This is a genomic window from uncultured Brevundimonas sp., assembly GCF_947305955.1.
Taxonomy (GTDB): domain Bacteria; phylum Pseudomonadota; class Alphaproteobacteria; order Caulobacterales; family Caulobacteraceae; genus Brevundimonas.
In genome coordinates, this window is the sequence record NZ_CAMZFB010000014.1 from 23,110 (window position 1) to 41,622 (window position 18,513).

General features: G+C 62.9%; 16 protein-coding genes. 9 read left to right on the forward strand and 7 right to left on the reverse strand.

The genetic code is table 11. The features are described from left to right. Positions 1 to 78: 78 nt before the first annotated feature. On the reverse strand, positions 79 to 852 hold the full coding sequence (locus Q0Y42_RS05520) for an isocitrate lyase/phosphoenolpyruvate mutase family protein (RefSeq protein ID WP_297801036.1): 774 nt from the start codon (positions 850 to 852) through the stop codon (positions 79 to 81). Then, positions 852 to 1,823, reverse strand: a complete 972-nt coding sequence (locus Q0Y42_RS05525; RefSeq protein WP_297801038.1) for an isocitrate lyase/PEP mutase family protein — start codon at positions 1,821 to 1,823, stop codon at positions 852 to 854. The genes Q0Y42_RS05520 and Q0Y42_RS05525 overlap by 1 nt, the downstream gene beginning before the upstream one ends. 308 nt (positions 1,824 to 2,131) lie before the next feature. On the opposite strand from Q0Y42_RS05525, the gene Q0Y42_RS05530 reads away from it, so the two are divergent. Further along, positions 2,132 to 3,448, forward strand: coding sequence for an MFS transporter (locus tag Q0Y42_RS05530; protein WP_297801040.1), 1,317 nt, complete (start codon positions 2,132 to 2,134; stop codon positions 3,446 to 3,448). Positions 3,449 to 3,511: 63 nt separating this feature from the next. On the opposite strand, the gene Q0Y42_RS05535 is transcribed toward Q0Y42_RS05530, so the two are convergent. The 3 genes from Q0Y42_RS05535 to Q0Y42_RS05545 all read right to left on the reverse strand — a co-directional run bounded on the left by Q0Y42_RS05535 (position 3,512) and on the right by Q0Y42_RS05545 (position 7,126). Beyond that, on the reverse strand, positions 3,512 to 5,296 hold the full coding sequence (locus tag Q0Y42_RS05535; RefSeq protein WP_297801042.1) for a DUF885 family protein: 1,785 nt from the start codon (positions 5,294 to 5,296) through the stop codon (positions 3,512 to 3,514). Positions 5,297 to 5,421: 125 nt separating this feature from the next. Then, positions 5,422 to 6,597 (reverse strand): TMEM43 family protein, encoded by a 1,176-nt coding sequence (locus Q0Y42_RS05540; protein WP_297801044.1) that lies wholly within the window; start codon positions 6,595 to 6,597, stop codon positions 5,422 to 5,424. 73 nt (positions 6,598 to 6,670) lie between these two features. Beyond that, positions 6,671 to 7,126: a peptidase S1 gene (locus tag Q0Y42_RS05545; RefSeq protein ID WP_297801046.1), complete on the reverse strand. Its 456-nt coding sequence runs from the start codon at positions 7,124 to 7,126 to the stop codon at positions 6,671 to 6,673. 255 nt (positions 7,127 to 7,381) lie between these two features. Here Q0Y42_RS05545 and Q0Y42_RS05550 point away from each other — a divergent pair, with 255 nt between their 5' ends. The 3 genes from Q0Y42_RS05550 to Q0Y42_RS05560 all read left to right on the forward strand — a co-directional run bounded on the left by Q0Y42_RS05550 (position 7,382) and on the right by Q0Y42_RS05560 (position 10,625). Further along, positions 7,382 to 9,280, forward strand: coding sequence for an ATP-binding protein (locus Q0Y42_RS05550; protein WP_297801048.1), 1,899 nt, complete (start codon positions 7,382 to 7,384; stop codon positions 9,278 to 9,280). A 22-nt stretch (positions 9,281 to 9,302) separates the two neighbouring features. Beyond that, entirely contained in the window at positions 9,303 to 9,950 is a 648-nt protein-coding gene (locus Q0Y42_RS05555; protein WP_297801050.1) for a response regulator transcription factor, read from the forward strand. Between the two features lie 78 nt (positions 9,951 to 10,028). Continuing rightward, entirely contained in the window at positions 10,029 to 10,625 is a 597-nt protein-coding gene (locus Q0Y42_RS05560) for a hypothetical protein (protein WP_297801052.1), read from the forward strand. Here the strand turns inward: Q0Y42_RS05560 and Q0Y42_RS05565 are convergent. Together Q0Y42_RS05565 and Q0Y42_RS05570 are read right to left on the reverse strand one after the other, a co-directional pair. Continuing rightward, entirely contained in the window at positions 10,622 to 11,062 is a 441-nt protein-coding gene (locus Q0Y42_RS05565; RefSeq protein ID WP_297801053.1) for a GNAT family N-acetyltransferase, read from the reverse strand. The two genes, Q0Y42_RS05560 and Q0Y42_RS05565, sit on opposite strands and share 4 nt — an antisense overlap. After that, the gene (locus tag Q0Y42_RS05570; RefSeq protein ID WP_297801055.1) at positions 11,059 to 12,555 is read right to left on the reverse strand and encodes a nitrilase-related carbon-nitrogen hydrolase; all 1,497 of its coding nucleotides are present in this window, start codon (positions 12,553 to 12,555) and stop codon (positions 11,059 to 11,061) included. The genes Q0Y42_RS05565 and Q0Y42_RS05570 overlap by 4 nt, the downstream gene beginning before the upstream one ends. 112 nt (positions 12,556 to 12,667) lie before the next feature. Between Q0Y42_RS05570 and Q0Y42_RS05575 the strand changes: the two genes are divergently transcribed. From Q0Y42_RS05575 to Q0Y42_RS05595, 5 genes are all read left to right on the forward strand, one after another. Beyond that, the gene (locus Q0Y42_RS05575; RefSeq protein ID WP_297801057.1) at positions 12,668 to 13,486 is read left to right on the forward strand and encodes a LytTR family DNA-binding domain-containing protein; all 819 of its coding nucleotides are present in this window, start codon (positions 12,668 to 12,670) and stop codon (positions 13,484 to 13,486) included. Positions 13,487 to 13,592: 106 nt separating this feature from the next. Then, complete coding sequence (locus Q0Y42_RS05580) at positions 13,593 to 15,005, forward strand: circularly permuted type 2 ATP-grasp protein (RefSeq protein WP_297801059.1); 1,413 nt, start codon at positions 13,593 to 13,595, stop codon at positions 15,003 to 15,005. A gap of 1 nt (position 15,006) precedes the next feature. Next, a complete protein-coding gene (locus Q0Y42_RS05585) occupies positions 15,007 to 15,939 on the forward strand; it encodes an alpha-E domain-containing protein (RefSeq protein ID WP_297801061.1) in 933 nt (310 codons plus the stop codon). Between the two features lie 3 nt (positions 15,940 to 15,942). Next, positions 15,943 to 16,785 (forward strand): transglutaminase family protein, encoded by an 843-nt coding sequence (locus Q0Y42_RS05590; protein ID WP_297801063.1) that lies wholly within the window; start codon positions 15,943 to 15,945, stop codon positions 16,783 to 16,785. Between the two features lie 78 nt (positions 16,786 to 16,863). Then, on the forward strand, positions 16,864 to 17,604 hold the full coding sequence (locus tag Q0Y42_RS05595) for a peptidase (RefSeq protein WP_297801065.1): 741 nt from the start codon (positions 16,864 to 16,866) through the stop codon (positions 17,602 to 17,604). Positions 17,605 to 18,513: the final 909 nt, after the last annotated feature.

The window sequence follows — 18,513 nt, forward strand, 5'->3', positions numbered from 1 at the left end:
GTTCTACGAACCAAGGCAGGAATACGACAATTATCCGCCAGACGGATAGTCTCGTTCAGCAAGTCGGTGAGATTTTGATCACTTCATCGTGCGCGGGTGACGCAGCGTATGGCGCGCACCGTGCAGAAGTTGTGGCAGCAGGAACGGATAAAGCGCCAGATTGTACCATTTGGCGGCCAAAGCATTTTCCGCTTCCGGCTCCAGCCGCTGGCCCCATTCAAATCCGATGGGCGCAGGCAGGTATGAGCCTTCGCCGTATTGGGAAAGGTTCAGCGGCGCGGCTTCTGACCGCATGATGATCAGGTCGGCCCCCGCTTCGATATAGGCGGCGGCGCGGTCGATGATGCTGGTGGGTGAATGTTCCGGCTCGATCTCGACCACCGCCCCGATCAGGCAGTAGCGACGGGCGTCCAGCGCGGCCTTCAGCTTGCCGATCATTTCTGCCACGGCAAAGCGCGGGCCTTCCGATCGGTCGCGGCGGCGCAGGGGGCGGTCCGAGATCTGAATGACAGATGCGCCTGCAAACTCGAACGACCGGACGGTGGCGGCCACATGGAGCGCATTGCCAAAGCCGTCAGCAGCATCGGCGATCAGGGGCATCTCCCCCGCATCGCGGACCATATACAGCGCCTCGGTGATGGCTTCGGGTGACAGCAACTGGGCGACCGGTCGGCCATAGCGCGACAGGGCCAGCGCACTGCCCCCGACGACCAGAGCGTCATAGCCGGCGTCCAGCGCCATGCGCGCGCCGAAATGGTCGAAACATCCGGCTGCCGAAATCATCGCCGACCTGTTTTTCGCCCTGTCCTGAAGACGGGTCTCCAACAGGTGGATATGGCTGGGAGCGATCATCAGGCGTTCGGCTCCGGTGTCTTGTTCTTGTCGGCGTCCATCAGGGTTTCCAGACGGAAGGCCGGATCGAAACGGCGGCCCTGCTCGGCAATCTCCGACAGGCCCAGACGCTCGTTCAGAGCACCGAAGGTCAGCAGTTCATCGGACAGGGCGGCGGTTGACCCATCGCGCTTGAGAACGGCCAAAAGCCGCTCGGCCATGGCCGCAAAACCGCGCACCAAAGAGCCGGACGAGATCACCAGCCCGTAGCCCAGTTCCGAAAGCTCGCTTGCGCCGAGTGCGGGCGATGAACCACCCTCGATCATGTTGGCGACCAGCGGCACATCGGGGAATTCGGCAGCGATGCGCTGATAGTCCTCAACCGAGCGCGGCTGGTCGATGAACAGGGCATCGGCTCCGGCCTCGACATAGAGGTGGGCGCGGGCGAGTGCGGCATCCAGCCCTTCATGCGGCAAGACGTCGGTACGGGCGATGACCAGGGTGGTTGCCTCCCGACGGGCATTGACCGCCGCGCGGACCTTTTCGGCCATGGTGGCGGGGGTCACAAAGGTCTTGCCGCTGAGGGCGCCTGCGCGCTTGGGAAAGGCCTGATCGTCGATCAGGACGGCAGAGGCACCGGCACGCTCCAGAGCGCGAACTGTATGTTCGACATTGATGGCATCGCCAAAGCCGTTGTCCGCGTCCACGATCAGCGGCGTCGACAAGCGCTCGCGCACGCGGCGGGTGACCTGACACAGCTGGTCTAGAGAAATCAGGCCGATGTCCGGACGGGCCAGCTGGGTATAGCTGATACCGCTGCCGGAAATGAACATGGCCTCAAAGCCCGCCTGCTCGATCAGCAGGGCCGACAGGGCGTCGAACGCCCCCGGTGCCAGCAGGGCAGGCTTGCGGCGCATGCGACGCTTGAGCAGCAGGCCGGAGGTGCCGGGCGCAGCGGTATCCGTCACCGGAACACCGTCTATGGTCGCCATGGATAGTCGCGGCAATCCCGCTACTCCTCGTTACGCTCGTCCAATAGCCGGAGGCACTGCAAAGCAGTGCGACACCGAGCGGGTCGAGATTGATACTGTGCGTCACACTACTGGTCGCGTAGGTACGGAACGTCCCACAAGGGCAGCCCCTCAAGCTATCGCCTGTCAGATAGATCTTCGGAGCAAGAATACAGCGTTCGTCGAACAGACTTAAAGCCGTATATCTGTTTTTTGCGTCGATGCGGCAACCCCCTTTGGTCTCTCCACAACAGCGAAGACTTCAGTTTGCCCTGGGCGGTGCCTTGTTCATGCAAGGTCTGGATTCCACGGCTATTGTTCCGGCCTTGCCCCGCATTGCCGCGACCTTTAACGCGCCCGAATTGGCCCCGCATATCCTGCTGGCGGCCTATTTCATCGGCTGCGGGGCCAGCCTGCCTGTGATCGGCTGGGCAGCGGACCGTTACGGGGCGCGCAAAGTCCTTCTGGTGGCGATTGCCCTGTTTGTTTTGGCGGGCATCGCCAGTGCGCTGGCTCCCAATCTGGTGTGGCTGACGGCGTCGCGATTTGTGCAGGGGGCGGCGGCGGCGACCCTTATGCCCGTGGCGCGGATGCTGGCAGTGCGCACGGCACCCCCACAGGCGCTTCTCGGAATCATCACGGCCCTGACGGCACCCGCCATGGCGGGCCAGACGATTGGCCCAGCCGTGGGCGGATTACTGGCGGCCTATGACGGGTGGCGGGGAATATTTCTGGTAGGCGTGCCCTTTGCCGTGGCCAGCCTTGGCATTGTCGCCTTCATCACGCCCGACGTGCGGCGCGAGGATGCGGGCCGGCTGGACTGGGTCGCCATGATCATGGGCTTTCTGGCCATGGCTTTTGCCGTGGTGGGACTGGGGGCCATGCGCGAGGACGGGCCGCCGCTCTATGTGTCGCTGGTCTTTGTGGCGCTATCGTTCGGATTGGGTACCGCCTTTGTCCGGCGCAATCTGTCGTCCCCCTCGCCGCTGATCGACTTTCGCGTGCTGCTGGACCCGACCTTCCGGCGCTGTTTCAACGGCGGTCTGTTGTTCCGGCTTTTGGTCGGGGGGACGCCCTTTGTCCTCGCCTATCATTTCCAGTCCGGCTTGAAGCTGGACGCCCTGACCGCAGGCTTGCTGATCACGGCGTCGGGGGCCGGTGCGCTGCTGGTCAAACCCTTTACGGCGCGGCTGATCGGGCTGGGCGGATACCGCAATACCCTGTTGTGGGCAGGGGCCTGTTCGGTGCTGCTGTTTGTGGTTCCGGCCTTTGCCACGCCCGCTTGGCCGCTGGCCCTGATCGCGCTGGTTCTGGTGGCGGGCAGCTTTGTGCGCTCGCTCCAGATCACCACCTTCGGCACCCTCTGCTATGCCGATCTGCCCACCCGTTCGGCAGGGTCTGCCAGCGTCCTCAGCAGTATCGCGCAACAGTTGTCGCACGCGCTGGGCGTGGCCTTGGCCGCAGGGGCCATGGCGGGCGCAACCGTGATGGGGGCGCAGCCGTCAGTGACCAGCCTGTTCGGCTATGTGGCCATCGCTCTGGGAGCCAGCCTGTGCCTCGTGGTCTTTGTGCGCCTGCCCCGCGATGCAGGGGCGAGCCTGCGATAGTTCAGGCAAAGAAAAGCCGCGCCAGACGAATCCGGCGCGGCCTCTCGCACCCTCAAGACAGGCTTAGCGGGCGGCGGGCTTGGCTTGTTCGTCGGCGATATAGGCCCGCATCTGCTCTTCCAGCGTGGTCAGCGGCACCGCCCCCATGGCGAGGATGCGGTCGTGGAAGGTGCGCTTGTCGAACTTTTCTCCCAGCGCGGCTTCGGCCTCGGCGCGCAGACGGCGGATGGTGATCTCGCCCAGCTTGTAGGCCAGCGCCTGACCCGGCCACGAGATGTAGCGGTCCACCTCGGTCGCCACTTCGTGCTGTGACAGGGCGGTGTGGCTGGCGAGGTAGTCGATGGCCTGCTCGCGGGTCCAGCCCTTGGAGTGGACGCCGGTGTCGATCACCAGACGCGCGGCACGCCACATCTCATACGACAGGCGGCCGAAGTTCTCATAGGGCGTGCGATAGATGTCCATCTCCACGCCTAGCCATTCGGTATAGAGGCCCCAGCCCTCGCCATAGCCCGAGAAATAGGTGCTGCGGCGGAAGGCGGGGATGCCTTCCTGCTCCGCCGACAGGGCCGCCTGCATGCTGTGGCCCGGCGCGCATTCGTGCAGCGTCAGGGCGGGGATGTTGTACAGCGGGCGGCTGGGCAGGTCATAGGTGTTCATCTGGCACGACCCCAGACCGCCACGCCCCGCCGTATAGAAGGGTGCGAGCGCCTCGGGCACCGGAATGATGGTGTAGGGGCGGCGCGGCAGCAGGCCGAAGTTTTCCGCCAGCTTGGCATCCACGCGCTTGGCCACCCATGCCGAGGTCATCAGCAGTTCGTCCGGCGTCTTGGCCACGAACTGCGGATCGGTGCGCAGGAAGGTGATGAACTGTTGCAGGGTGCCGTCAAAGCCCGCCTGCTTCATCACCTCGTGCATCTCGGCCTCGATGCGCGCCACTTCCGACAGGCCGATGTTGTGGATCTCGTCGGCGGTCAGGTTGGTCGTGGTGTATTTGCGGATCTGCTCGGCATAGAAGGCCGGACCGTCCGGCATGTCATGCGCCGCCAGGGTGGTGCGGGTCTGAGGCACATATTCGTCGTTATAGAAGCTGAGAAGCTGGCGGTAGGCGGGGATCACCTCTTCCAGAATGACACCGCGCGCATCGGCCCGCAGACGTTCCTGCTCGGCGGCAGGAATGGTCGCAGGCATGGACCTGAAAGGCGCGAAGAAGGCATTCTCGTCCGCCGTGTCGGTGATGAAGCTGCGGATCGAGCTATCGCGTCCCTCGGCGGTCACACGCGGGACGCTGAAACCACGGGCAAGGCCCGCGCGCATGTTGACTGTATGCTCGCCGAAATAGCGCGGAATGTCGCGCAGGACGGCAATGTGCCGCTCATAGTCACTGACGGTACGCAGACCGCCAGCGCGGTCCAGATAGGTCCAGAAATTGCTGTCGCTGTTGAAAGGCATCTCCCATTCGCGGGCGCGGCCTTCGATCAGCGTGTGCTCCAGATTGGTGCGAAGGACCGCGGCATTGATGCGGTCCTCGTTGGAAAGCTGATCCAGCGGGATGGTGTCCAGCTCGGCCAGCACGCGGCGGGCGTGATCGACGCGGCGCTGCTGAGCCTCGACATTGACCTCGGGCAGGCGGGCGCTGCGCTTATAGCCGCCCTGCCCGTCCGGCTCACTGCCATTTTCGCGCTGGTTGAAATCCCAGTCGCCTTCGTACAGCGCCTTCAAACGGGCCGAGGCGTCAGCCTGTACCGTCGCCGCCGTATCCCGAGCCATGGCGTGTGCGGACCAGCCTCCCGTCGCCAGTGCCAATACAGATGCCGACGCCAGCGCCTTAAAGGCCAATGAAACGGACATGGTTTTCCCCTCGGTTCCCCAAATACAGCTGTCGCACGCAGTTACGCAGACTTGGGCGGCAATGCAAAAGGGCACCCGGATTTTCATCCGGATGCCCTTTGTCAGGTCGGGGTCGCTGTAAGCTTTTAGCTGGCCGGAACAGGAACCGGAGCAGCCTTGCGCTTACGCAGCCACAGGATGCCCGCGACGGCCAGCGCCGCCACCACCAGAAGGCCGATACCGACCACCGGACGGAAGGCGATCCACGACACGGCGATCACCACAAGGCTGACGGCCACGCCTAGCAGGCCGGCGATAAGGCCGGTGCCCATGCGGACGATGCTGCCGATGAAAGGCACCACGTCGCCCAGCACGCCCAGCGGAGCCAGAACCATGCCGATGGCGGCGATCATCAGTGCCACCCCGACGCCGCGCAGGATCCACGTCATCGTCTGGTTGGCCTGTTTGGCCGATTGGAACATCTCGGCAGCCGAAGCCGTGCCGGTACGGACCATCAGGATGCTGCTGCCGGTCTTGGCCGGAAAGGCGGTCAGATTGCCTTGGGTCTGAGCCGCAACGATGCTGAGGACGGTGTTTTGCGGAACGACACGATAGGTCACGCGCATGTCGCCGACCTGCGGGGTTGCAGGGTTGGCACCGACATAGACCAGCTTGTCCTGAACGGTAGCGGTCTTGCCCAGAGCCGTGCCCATGGCCTGAACCTGTTCGGCGCTCGGGACATAGGGGGCGTCGGCGGACAGGCGGCTGACGACATCCTGCGAGGCCTTGAAGGCACCGACCGAGGTGGACGGGGCGGCGAACTCGGCACCCTTCAGCGTGGCCGCCGGATTCTGGTGGCCCTGCTGCTGGTTGAAGCTGGAGGAATCCTGCGGGGTGTTGGTCCATTCGGTGGCATAGCTATAGGTGGTGACGGTCTCCTGACCGCCGCCCAGCTTGGTGCGGGTTTCCGACTGGCTCTTCTCGACCCACTGGAAATATTCGACCGAACGGGCCAGCAGCAGGCCATCGGCGGTCACGCCCAGTTGGTCGTCCACGCGCTGGCCCTCGGCCACAGCCGGAGCCGACAGATGGATCAGCTTGCCCTCGTTAGCCGGATCGACGCGGTCGGCGGCGACCGGAAGCACAACCTTGGCCCCTTCGTTGTTGGTGCGGATCGACTGGATGGAACGGCCCTCGTTCCACGACAGCAGGATGATGCTGCCGAGGATAAGCGCGAACCCGACCAGAACCCCTTTGATGGCTCCGCCCAGACGCGAGAACCACGAAGTGTTCGTGGTGACGGTAACCGGATCTTGCGACATGATTTTCAGCCCCTTGCCAATAGTGTTGCCCCGCCTGCGGTGCAGACGGGGCATATTCTGTGACGCGTGAGGATTACGGGGTTTCGGTGATCAGCAGGGTGGCGCGGGCGGTGTTGTCGCCGATCACGCCGACCCAGATGTCATAGGTGCCGCTCTGCGGACGGTTGAAACGCACCTCGGCGTCCAGATCGCCAAAGCTGTCGTCATCGCAGTACCAGCGGCCATCCGGACCGTTGATCACCAGGGTGGTGTCAGCGCGCGAAATGGTGCGGAACACCAGCGGGAAGCTGCCGGCGCTATAGGTCACTTCGAAATCCGGTGCGTCGCCGATGTTGCCAAGGCACGAGCCCGGCAGGTCCGAACCGTCGATGTGGCCACCGGCGGTGATCTCAACGCTGTACGGGTCCGGCGTGAATCCCGAGCTCAGACGGATTTCGCCAAAGGCGGCGGTGCGGTGAGCCGACTGTGCCATTGCCGGGCCAGCCACCAGAAGCGCTGCCGTTGCAGCCAGTACGAAGGTCTTTTTCATCATAAAGGTCCTCATCAAGGCGCACGAAGCGCTGTCCAGGGGCTTGGCCGGTCCATCCCGGATGTCGCCTGAAGCGCCTTTTATGAGGCAGGCCCTTAAGAGTTTAGCACCACGGATATGGGGGTAAGTCCCCCCAAGAGCGTTGCCATAACAGGGTCTCCCATAATATTACTTTGCAGCGATCAGTGATTTGTGGGGGATTGCATGGCACTGAGTTTACGGGGATTTCCCGCAAAGGTTTCCTCGGAAGCGACAGTGACCGCATCGGCCCGCTGGAAAGGCCTGCTCAAACTCGGGCTCATGATCCTGGTGGCGCAGGCCATATTCTGGGGCCTGTTCAACGCGCCTTGGGGCAGCACCTCGGCTATGCGCGACCTGAATTTCCTGAATTTCAGCGCCGTTGAACTGGCAGAACTGCCCGCTCCGACACCGCAGGCCGCCGCCAACGCCACCTATGAGAAGATCAATCTTCCGTACACGGACTGCTGCGATCCCGCCTATCTGTCCCTGCGCCTGACGTTTCCAGTAACGGACGTGCCGCAAGCCGGACTGGGTGTGATCGCGTCCCAGCAGGTGGACAACTTCATCTTCGTGCTCAACGGCTCGATCGTTCACCAACAGGGCCGCATGACGTTTGGCGAACAGACCTTTCACGGCCAGCGCCCCTATCTGATCCACCTGCCCGAGGGTCTGCTGAAAACGGGCGACAATCAGCTGACCATCATCACGGTCCGCCACGGTTTTCCCTATACGGACCTCGGACCACCGCGCATTGCCGAATATACGCAGGTGCGTGACGCCACGGCCCTGCGCTTCTGGCAGTTCTATGACTACCGCCTGCTGTGCGGTGTCCTGACATTCATCCTCGGCCTATTCGCCCTGATTATGATCTTCCGCGCACAGGAAAAGCTGTTCGCCGGATGGCTTCTGGTGCTGTGCTGGTCGTGGACCGCTTATTCCGCCTATGGGCTGTGGCTGGATATTCCGGTCAGCGGCATCGGGCGGATGGTGACCTTTTTCACCATCACATCGCTGCTGACCGTCAGCCTGATCGGCTTCATCGACGCATGGACCCGACGTCCTGTCTTTGCCGCCCATGTCGCCCTGATGACGCTGTGGCTGGGGTATTGCGGCTTTACCGTCTATGCGCTGAACCACCTGCCGATGCCGCAGGGCTTCGACATCATGGATCAGGCGTCGCAGTGGTTCGGCTTTATCGGCGGCTGTCTGGTGCTGGTGCGGTTGCTCTGGCATTTCGCCACACAGGCCGAGGACCGTGTGATCGAAGCCGCCCTGCTGTCCATCTGCGCGGTCTGTAATGCGCTGGACGGGATCGGTGCCAAGTTCGGACTGAACGTCGGGGGCTATCTGCTGGAATCCGCCGCAGTCCTGCTGCTGGCCTTTGTGATCGCCTTCCTGCAGCGCAACTTCCACCTGTTCCAGTCGGCGATTGCCCTGAACAAGATGCTGGAAAGCAATCTGCGCAAGCGCGAGGCCGAACTGGCCAAGGCCCACGACCGCGAGCGCCTGTTGATCGACCGACAGGCCCGTAACGAAGAGCGCCGCCGCCTGATGCGCGACATGCACGACGGCGTGGGCGGCCAGCTGGTCGGCCTGTTGCTGGAGGTCCGTCGCGGAGCCATCGACCATCAGCGCATGGCCGAAGGCCTTCAGGTGGCGATGGATGAAATCCGCCTGATGATCGACTCTGTCGACGCCACCGGCACCACGCTGGACACCATGCTGGGCGTGTTCGAAAGCCGCCTGCGCCCTCGTATCCAAGGGACCGGCATCGACTTCATCTGGACGAACACGGTGGACAGCGCCATCGACATGCCGCCGCCGACCGTCCTTCAGGTTTTCCGCATCATGCAGGAAGCCGTGACCAATGCCATGAAGCACGCCGAGGCCAGCGAGATCTGCGTGGATGTCGCCACGGAAGACGACACTCTGGTCATCCAGATCAGCGACAACGGCACCGGACTGGGGCCATCGCCCGAGAAGGCTGCACTGGATGGCGGGCACGGGCTTGGCAATATGCGCGCCCGCGCGATCGATGTCGGCGGCCAACTGGAATGGCAGGACAACGCCCCGGGCACCCGTGTGGTGCTGAAGGTTCCGGTGTCCGCAGCCGTGACCACCGAACAGGCCTGAGAATAGGATTTCCTCCCTCCCCATGATCCGTATCGGTATCCTTGAAGACAGCGTCCCTGTGCGCGAGCATTTCATCCATATTCTGGGTCTGGCCGAGGATATGGAGGTATACGGCGTCGCCACCTGTCTGGCCGAGCTTCCGGCTGTTCTGGACGCCAAGCCGGACCTGATCCTGACCGACCTCGGCCTGCCCGACGGCAGCGGACTGGACCATATTCAGGGGATGCGCGATCGAGGCATCGCCAGCCTGGTCATCACCGCCTTTGGCGACAAGGAGACGGTGCTCAGCGCCCTCAACGCCGGGGCCAATGGCTATTTGCTCAAGGATACCGAGGACCATGCGGTGCTGGAGGGCATCCGCGTGACCCTGCAGGGCGGTGCCCCCATCAGCGCCAGCGCCGCCGCCTTCCTGTTGCAAGAGTTGCGACGCCCTGCCGAGGCCGCGCCTCAAGCCAAGCCCGAGCCCGCCGCAGAGCGGCTGACGCCCCGCGAGACGGAGCTGCTGACGCTGTTCTCGCGCGGTCACAGCTATAAATCCGCCGCACGCGAACTGGGGATTTCGCCGCTGACGGTCGGGGACCACGTGAAGGCCATCTATCGCAAGCTGTCGGTGAACTCGCGCGGGGAAGCCGTGTTTGCAGCCGTCCAGCGCGGCCAGCTTCGCCTTTAACCCCATATCTGTGGTGATGCGTTACGGCCCGACTGCCCCCTAGTCTGGGCGGACGTTAGACCTGTTGCGGATCTTTCTATGCCTTTGACGTCCCTGCCCTCATCTTGGCTCAAGACCCTTTGCCTGGGCCTTGCCATTCTGTGCGCCAGTGGATGCGATCAGCTGGAAGGTTCGATCCCGCACAAGTCGGGCAATGGGCGGGCCCATTCGCCGCAGCTGGCAATCGAACCCGTCGACAGCAATGGCCGATACCTGACCCAGACCGCGCCCCTGTTCTCGGAGCCGGACCTGAAGTCCACGCCGAAAGAGGCGATCTATACCCCCGCCACCGGCACGCGTGAGCGCTCCGAACTGATGGACGCGATCCGCGCGGCGACCTTCAACGATTTCGGGACGGTTGTAGTGTTCCGCGTCTTCAATCTGCGGGCCGACGGGGAATGGGCCTTTGCCCAGCTGGAGCCACAGCATCCGGATGGCCGTGCGCTACAGCCCCAGTCCACGCCATTCTACCTTAACGGCAACAAGGACGGCGATACCAACGGCCTGCGCGTCGATGTCATCTGGCGCAAACAGCACCGCCGCTGGGAGGTCCATGCCTTCAAGATCGGGGCCAGTGACGCATGGTGGCTGCGTCACTGCGGAGACGGCCCCGGTCAGGTTATTCCCGGCTGCTAATCGGCCAAGGTCTTGGACATAAACCACGTCCCCTGTTCCACGCCGTGGAAGCGGATGGTGCGGCTTTCCTGAACAACATAGCCCTGTCGCTCGTACAGGCTGCGGGCACGCGGATTGGCTTGGAACACCGTGAGGGTGATGGTGCCCTGGGTGCGCGCCTCGGCCTGTTCAAGCAGGGCGCGGCCCAGCCCCTTGCCTTGGTGGCGGGCCGCAACAAACAGGTTCTCGACGTGATGGCCGTTCATCTCGATAAAGGCCGCCACCACGCCATCGACCAGCGCCACCCACCGCCACTCGGCGGCATCCAGCGGCGTCTGCGGGGAAAAGACATGACGCAGTTCCGGCATGGCGCGGCCATAGGATGTCATGGCCGCCTCTGCCGCGATCGCCCGGCATGCCGCATCGTCCTGCGGCTCAAAAGTCCGAAACTCGATCATTCCCCACCTGCCGAGAGCACTGCCTTACGTCCGCGTCGATATCCGGCCAGAGCCAGTGCCAGCAAGGCCAAACCTGCGATCCAGCCAATGGCGGACTGAAGCCACGGATAGATGGCTGCGGTCCCCTTGGTGGGCAGGTCCACGGTCCACAGGGCGTCCTGCCCCCGACGGGTCTGTTGTTCAAAGACGCTCAATCCGCGCGGGTCGCTGACAATGTTCAGGCCGTCATTGACCACCCGCACCATATAGGCCCCGTTTTCCAGACTGCGGAAGGTCGCCATCTTGGAGTGCAGCGGCGTCATGCCGGGGCTGTCCCACGACGGATTGATCAGGATATCCACGCCCGCACGGCCCGCCTGTGCCAGCAGTTCGGTGTAGTCGAAGTCATAGCAGATGGCCCAGCTGATACGGCCATATTGGGTGTCCACATAGGACAGCTTCGCATCTCCCTTGATCGACGCCTCTCCGGGGGTCGGGTGGGATTTCAGATAGCGGTCATGGATACGGCCCTGATCGTCGATGACGACAATGACGTTCTCGGCCAGCGGATTGCCTTCGTGCATCACGGCCATGGCAGCGAAAATCCACACGCCACGTTCACGGGCCACGCTCTGGGCACGGGCGACGAGACGGTTTTCCTCGGTCGCCGGAACAAGGGCATTGCCTTCGCTCCATGCAATCAGCTTGGCCCCTTGGGCGGCGGCCTCATCGGTGCGGGCCAGCAGGGTATCAAACAGGGCGTCCGCCTTGCCCGTCACAGCGCGTAGCTGCTCGCCGTCCAGCACCTTGCCATAGCTGAGCGGTCCCCACGTTGCATCGAAGGCTTCGAGGTTATCGACCACCACGCCGGCGACGCGCACCTTGGAAGCGTCCGCCGCCATCGGCTGGGCCAGACGAAGCCCCGACAGGACAAGGGCCAGTGCTAGCACTCCGGCAAAGACGCCGATAGAGCGAGGCATGCGGCCCCTCTGGTCGATCAACTGGTTGGCGATCGACACCACCGCGGCGACGACAAAGGCGCTCCATGCCAGACCGAAAACGGCATGGCCCTGAAGCAGCAGGTCAAAGCCGTATTGCGAATAGGCCAGTGCGCCCCACGTGCCCACACCCGCCAGTCCGAACAGGGCCTCGGTCACCACCCATGCCAGCGGCAGCACCAGCCATCGCAGACCCGCCCACAGCTTTGGCGACACGATACGGTCGATGATGAAGGGGATAAAGGCGACCACGCCCACAGCCACCGGCACCACCGTGACCTTCCAGCCGTTCAGCGGCAGAACCCCCATCCACCCCACATAATAGGCCAGCGCCCACGCCGCGCTGCCCAGCAGCAGCGACTGCCACCCCTGCGTCATGCGCACATAGCGCTGGGTGAAAAACAGGGCGATCCACGGCGCGATGATCAAGGTCTCGTTCCCGATCATCCGCGTCGCTGCCAAGGCCCCCGCCATCAGGAAGCCCAGCGCCCAGAGATTGGCTTTCGTCACACGCATCCTCAGTCCCTCCGAAAGTGATGGCGGGGCTGTATTGCGCTTTTGACGGAACAGCAGTTGATTTACGCGAACCCAGCTTCGCTATTCGCCAACCGTACGCACCGGATCGTTCATGCCCGTTCACGAAGCGCCAAATGGCCATCGCGCCCGCGTGACCCCCGAACGTATCGCGACCGAAATCTGTTTTGTGGTCGGCATCGCTCTGGTGCTGGCAATGCTGCGGCCGCTGGGCGTTCTGACGGACGAGAGTTTTGGCACGCGCCTGTTCTACTGGGGGCGCAGTCTGGTGGCGGGCTATGTGATCCAGCGCCCGCTTTTGTGGCTGGGCAGCACATGGCTGACCCGCGCAGGGCGGCCGGAATGGCTGGGCTGGGCGCTGGCGATTGTGGTGGGCAGCGTGCCGATGTCGCTGTGGCTGTGGTATCTCGGCCCGTCGATCAATCTGTCGCGGCCTTTCCCCAGCGAGGCGCTCTGGGCCGAGACGGCGGGGCAGTACATCCTTGTCGCCGGACTGGTCGCGGTCTGCCTGTGGTTCGTACAGGACATTGCCCAGGCGCGCGGTAACAGCGCCCCGACCGCGCCGTCACTTGCAGAGCCATCAGAGCGACACGTCCCGCAACGCCCCGCCCTGCTGGACCGTCTGGAACGGACCAACCACCAGACCCTGTGGGCGCTGGAGGCCGAGGACCACTATGTCCGTGTCCATACCGATGCGGGCCATGAACTGGTGCTAATGCGACTGGCCGACGCCATCGCCGAGACCGCACCTGTAGAGGGCCAGCAAGTCCACCGTTCATGGTGGGTCGCCAAACAGGCGATCAAGGCCGCCGAAATGGAAGGCCGGACCCTGATGCTGAAGCTGGAAAGGAATATCCAAATCCCCGTGGCCCGCAACCGCATCAGCGCCGTGCGCGACTGGTTGAAGCCCTAACGGCCAAGATAACAGCCATAGCCAAGCTTGTTGCACTGCAACAATTTCGCTTGCATATCGCCATAATCTCACCCCAATCTGGACGCGTACATTTTGCGGAGGGGACATGGCATTCGACGAAATGCTGGGTTTAGGCGACACCCCGCGCGAGGCCTATCGCAAGGCCGCGCAGTGGTTGAACAACGCGCCCCCCGATCTTTTAAGGGCGCGCTCCAAACAGGCCGAACTGTTCTTCCGCCGCATGGGCATTACCTTTGCCGTCTATGGCGAGGCGGAATCCAATGAACGCCTGATCCCCTTTGACGTCGTGCCCCGCATCATCGATGCGGCGGAATGGAAGGGTCTGGAAGCCGGACTGATCCAGCGCGTCTCGGCCATCAATGCTTTTCTGAAGGACATCTATGGCGCGCAGGAATGCCTGAAGGCGGGCATTCTTCCGGCAGAACTGATCCTGACCAATCCGGCCTATCGCCCCGAGATGCAGGACCGCCGACCGCCACAGGATATCTGGGTGCAGATCGCGGGCGTCGATCTGGTCCGCACCAGCGAGAACGACTTTCACGTGCTGGAGGACAATGTCCGTACACCGTCGGGCGTGTCCTACATGCTGGAAAACCGCGAGATGATGATGCGGTTGTTCCCCGACCTCTATGCCGAATATTCGGTGCGTCCGGTCGAGACCTATACCGACATGCTGCTGGCCAGTCTGAAGGCCAGCGCACCGTCATCGGCGGGCAATGATCCGACCATCGTGGTCCTGACCCCCGGTCCGTTCAACTCGGCCTATTACGAACACTCCTTCCTTGCCGACAAGCTGGGTGTCGAACTGGTGGAAGGCAGCGACCTGTTCGTCGATGACGACAAGGTCTTTATGCGGACCACCCAAGGGCCGCAGCAGGTGGATGTCATCTATCGCCGCGTGGACGATGACTTCATCGATCCCCTCACCTTCCGACCGGATTCCGCTCTGGGCGTCCCTGGGCTGATGGCGGCCTATCACGCGGGCAATGTGGCCCTGACCAATGCAGTGGGCACGGGCGTGGCCGACGACAAGGCCGTCTATACCTATATGCCCGAGATCATCCGCTTCTATACGGGTGAAGAGCCGATCCTGAAGAATGTGCCGACGTGGCGCTGCCGCGAGCCGGAGGCCCTACGCGAGGTTCTGTCGCGACTGGACGAACTGGTGGTGAAGGAGGTCGGCGGCTCTGGCGGATACGGCATGCTGGTCGGCCCCGCCTCGACCAAGGCGGAGATCGAGGCCTTCCGCGCAAAGCTGGTCAGCAATCCGGACGATTTTATCGCCCAGCCGACACTGGCCCTGTCCACGGCCCCGACGCTGGCGGGGGACAAGCTGGTGGGGCGTCACATCGACCTGCGCCCCTTTGTCCTGTCCAGCCCGCAAGGGGCGCGCGTGGCCCCCGGCGGCCTGACCCGCGTGGCATTGAAGGAAGGGTCATTGGTGGTGAACTCGTCCCAAGGCGGCGGCACCAAGGACACCTGGGTTTTGGAGGACTGACATGCTTTCGAGAACAGCAGACAGCCTCTATTGGACCGGCCGCTATATGGAACGCGCCGACTATCTGGCGCGGATTCTGGAGGCCACCCTCCGCCTGGCCGCCATCCCCACCAAGAGCGGCGTGGACAACCAGATCTGGACCGCAGCCCTTGCCACCTCCGGCGCGGTCGGGCTGGAGAATGTAGACCTCAGCGACGGCAAGGCCGTGCGCGAATATCTGGCGCTGTCGCCGGACAATCCGTCATCGATCCACTGTTGCCTGACCAAGGCTCGCACCAATGCACGCTCGGTCCGTACGGCCCTGACCGTCGAGTTATGGGAGGCGATCAACGGCGCGTGGAACGGCCTTGGCGAGCAAGGCACGCCGAGCCGCAGCGACGAGTTCATCGACTTCCTGCAATGGGTAAAGTCCACCACCCTTGCCGTCGAAGGGGCGACCTCGCGGACCATGCTGAGGAATGACGCCTATTGGTTCCTGCGGCTGGGGGCGGCCATCGAGCGGGCCGACAACACGGCCCGCCTGCTGGATGTGAAATACCACCTGCTGCTGCCGGACGGCGAGCGCGTGGGCGGCCAGTTCGACTATTTCCAATGGACGACCCTGCTGCGCGAGGTCTCGGCCCTGACGGCCTATCGCTGGGTTTACCGCGATGATGTGAAGCCGTGGCTGGTGGCCGATCTGATGGTGCTGAACCGCCAGATGCCGCGCTCTTTAGCCAGTTGTCAGGCGGCCATCGTCCGCTATCTGGAGCGCATCGCCGCCGACTATGACCGGCGCGGCCCGTCCCAGCGTATCGCCTCGGCCCAGCTGGAACAGTTCGAGGGGGCCGACATGTCGCGCATCTTCCAGAGCGGCCTGCACGAATACATCCAGAACTTCCTTGCCGAGAACGGTCGCCTCAGCATGGCGATCAGCGAACAGTATCTGAGCTAGGCCATGCTGATCCGTATCGACCACACGACCACCTATCTCTATCAGCGCCCGCCGCGCTTCATCGTGCAGACCCTGCGCCTGACGCCACGCGCCAGTGCGGCCCAGCACATCCGCAACTGGGACATCGAAACCAATGTCGATGCCCGCCTGCGAAAGGGCGAGGACGCGTTCGGCAATATCACCCACACCCTCTATGTCGATGCGCCGTGCGAAAAGCTGTCACTGCGCGTCAGGGGCGAGATCGAGACCAGCGACACCGCAGGCGTGGTGCCTCAAACGACAGAGCGCCTACAGCCGCTCGTCTATCTGCGCGAAACCCCGCTGACCTGTGCCGACGCGGGCATCCGCGAAATGGCCAAGGCACTGGGCGGCCCCGTAGAAGAGGGCGCGCATCTGGATCTGCTGCACCGGCTGAACCAGCACATCTATGGCCGACTGAGCTTCGAAATCGGGGCCACCACGGCCGCGCATACGGCGTCCGAGGTTCTCAGCCTCGGCAAGGGCGTCTGTCAGGACTACGCCCATCTGTTCATCGCGGCGGCGCGCGCCCTGCGTATCCCCGCCCGCTATGTTTCCGGCCACATGGTCCGCGCTGACGGCGTAACCCAACAGGAAGCGGCCCACGCCTGGGCCGAGGCCTATGTCCAAGGCCTTGGATGGGTCGGGTTTGATCCCGCCAACGGCGTCTGTCCGACCGATAGCTATGTTCGCGTGGCTGTGGGTCTGGATTATCTGGGAGCGGCCCCCGTTCGCGGCACCAGCTATGGCGGCGGACGCGAAGTCATGGATGTCCATCTGGACGTCCGCGACGCCCGCGCCCAAAGCCGCCAGCAACAGGGGCAATAGGCCGATCCGTCAAAGGTTCAGCTTCCAGAGAATCCCGATAGCCTAACAGCCGATGACAAACCGACGGAGCCAAACCCCATGACCTACTGTGTCGGCCTGATGGTTGAGGACGGTTTGGCCATGATCGCGGACACCCGCACCAATGCGGGCGTGGACAACATCTCGTCCTATCGCAAGCTCCATGTGACCGAAGTCGCGGGCGAGCGGGTGCTGGCGGTTGCGACCGCTGGCAACCTGTCGGTGACCCAGACCGCCATGACCATGGTGCGCGAAGGCATCCGTATGCCCGGCTCCGAGGAAACAGAGACCCTCTACACCGCCCCCACCCTGTTTCGGGCGGCCCAGTTGATCGGTCATGCCATCCGCACGGTCCGCGAGCAGATTGCCCCCTCGATGGAGGCCGACAATCTGATGGTGGACGCCAGCGTCCTTCTTGGGGGTCAGATCGGTGAGGGGCGGGTCGGCCTTTATCTGATCTATTCGCAGGGCAATTTCATCGAGTGCCAACCCGATACGCCCTATCTCCAGATCGGCGAGTTCAAATACGGCAAGCCGATATTGGATCGCGCCCTGCGGACGAACACGCCCCTGCCCGAAGCGGTCAAGCTGGGCCTGATTTCCTTTGACTCAACCCTGCGCTCGAACGTCTCGGTCGGCCTGCCGATCGATATGATCGTCATCCGCAAGGATGCCTTGCACGGCTCGCACCGCCGCCTCGAAGTGGACGACACCTATTTCCGCGATCTCGGTGCCCGCTGGTCCCAAGCCATGGCCGAAGCCCACCGCGCCATGCCCTCCCCTCCTTGGCTGGAAAAGTGAGACACTGAGGCCAGCTCGGGCAACACGTCGCTATCTAGACTCCATACCGCTTGTTACCGCCCGATGTGATGCAGTACCGACCACCACGAGGTCCGATGCAGACTCTGCTACCTGAACATGGACAACCGCCAGCATCATAACGCGGTGTCTGGCGCGGTGTTTGACTTGGCCGACTACGGCTCCTGGTGGCAGATGATCGATTATTCGAAGTTAGCCCCCGAACTGTGGTCGTCCCTGAAGACGCGACATAATCTGCGCTCAAATACCGTGAACTCACCCAGCAAACATGTGGCGACGTTACACGAGTCCAGTCGCCATTACGCTCGTCCGTGACGACCGAAACGCCTCGTTGTAATCGGCTCACCACAACAGAATGGGCAAACGGTTCAGCCCGGCAATTCAAAACATTTGCATTGACGTAAAATGTATCCGCGCGTGCCTCGTGTGCCCATATCGCAAATACCAAGAACACTATAGCTGAAATAAGTGCTTTCACAGCCAGCCCCCGCTACACCAGTTCAAGGCAAATCGCCCCCTTAAACTCTATACAATACCAGAAATGTATCAGAACTCTTAGACGGGAACATCATCATGCTTTTAGCGCTTCAGGTTCGCAAGTTCATACGGGCTTATCTCATAGCGGCCGAACTTGATGCAGCCACTCTCGCCTAAGCTACACTTTTAGATAACCACGGTACCATAACTTGGCCATAAATCTCGTTGGCTATGTTGGGGGACCGTTTTGGAAATCGCACAAGAACCGCACAACAAGCATGGCGTTCTATCCGCCCACGCAGCCCCCTGCGTTAAGGCTAGCATTGCTCCTAGCTTCACCTACGCTTCTTATCAAAATGCCGTTCCTGTTGTGCGGTCGATTGAAATTGAAAACTGCACCGAGAGGTCTTTCGA

What these genes read in the sequence shown, in the direction of transcription:
- Q0Y42_RS05520 (WP_297801036.1), bottom strand. Translation starts at nt 852, where the DNA reads ATGATCGCTCCCAGCCATATCCACCTGTTGGAGACCCGTCTTCAGGAC.
- Q0Y42_RS05525 (WP_297801038.1), bottom strand. Translation starts at nt 1,823, where the DNA reads ATGGCGACCATAGACGGTGTTCCGGTGACGGATACCGCTGCGCCCGGC.
- Q0Y42_RS05530 (WP_297801040.1), top strand. Translation starts at nt 2,132, where the DNA reads ATGCAAGGTCTGGATTCCACGGCTATTGTTCCGGCCTTGCCCCGCATT.
- Q0Y42_RS05535 (WP_297801042.1), bottom strand. Translation starts at nt 5,296, where the DNA reads ATGTCCGTTTCATTGGCCTTTAAGGCGCTGGCGTCGGCATCTGTATTG.
- Q0Y42_RS05540 (WP_297801044.1), bottom strand. Translation starts at nt 6,597, where the DNA reads ATGTCGCAAGATCCGGTTACCGTCACCACGAACACTTCGTGGTTCTCG.
- Q0Y42_RS05545 (WP_297801046.1), bottom strand. Translation starts at nt 7,126, where the DNA reads ATGAAAAAGACCTTCGTACTGGCTGCAACGGCAGCGCTTCTGGTGGCT.
- Q0Y42_RS05555 (WP_297801050.1), top strand. Translation starts at nt 9,303, where the DNA reads ATGATCCGTATCGGTATCCTTGAAGACAGCGTCCCTGTGCGCGAGCAT.
- Q0Y42_RS05560 (WP_297801052.1), top strand. Translation starts at nt 10,029, where the DNA reads ATGCCTTTGACGTCCCTGCCCTCATCTTGGCTCAAGACCCTTTGCCTG.
- Q0Y42_RS05565 (WP_297801053.1), bottom strand. Translation starts at nt 11,062, where the DNA reads ATGATCGAGTTTCGGACTTTTGAGCCGCAGGACGATGCGGCATGCCGG.
- Q0Y42_RS05570 (WP_297801055.1), bottom strand. Translation starts at nt 12,555, where the DNA reads ATGCGTGTGACGAAAGCCAATCTCTGGGCGCTGGGCTTCCTGATGGCG.
- Q0Y42_RS05575 (WP_297801057.1), top strand. Translation starts at nt 12,668, where the DNA reads ATGCCCGTTCACGAAGCGCCAAATGGCCATCGCGCCCGCGTGACCCCC.
- Q0Y42_RS05580 (WP_297801059.1), top strand. Translation starts at nt 13,593, where the DNA reads ATGGCATTCGACGAAATGCTGGGTTTAGGCGACACCCCGCGCGAGGCC.
- Q0Y42_RS05585 (WP_297801061.1), top strand. Translation starts at nt 15,007, where the DNA reads ATGCTTTCGAGAACAGCAGACAGCCTCTATTGGACCGGCCGCTATATG.
- Q0Y42_RS05590 (WP_297801063.1), top strand. Translation starts at nt 15,943, where the DNA reads ATGCTGATCCGTATCGACCACACGACCACCTATCTCTATCAGCGCCCG.
- Q0Y42_RS05595 (WP_297801065.1), top strand. Translation starts at nt 16,864, where the DNA reads ATGACCTACTGTGTCGGCCTGATGGTTGAGGACGGTTTGGCCATGATC.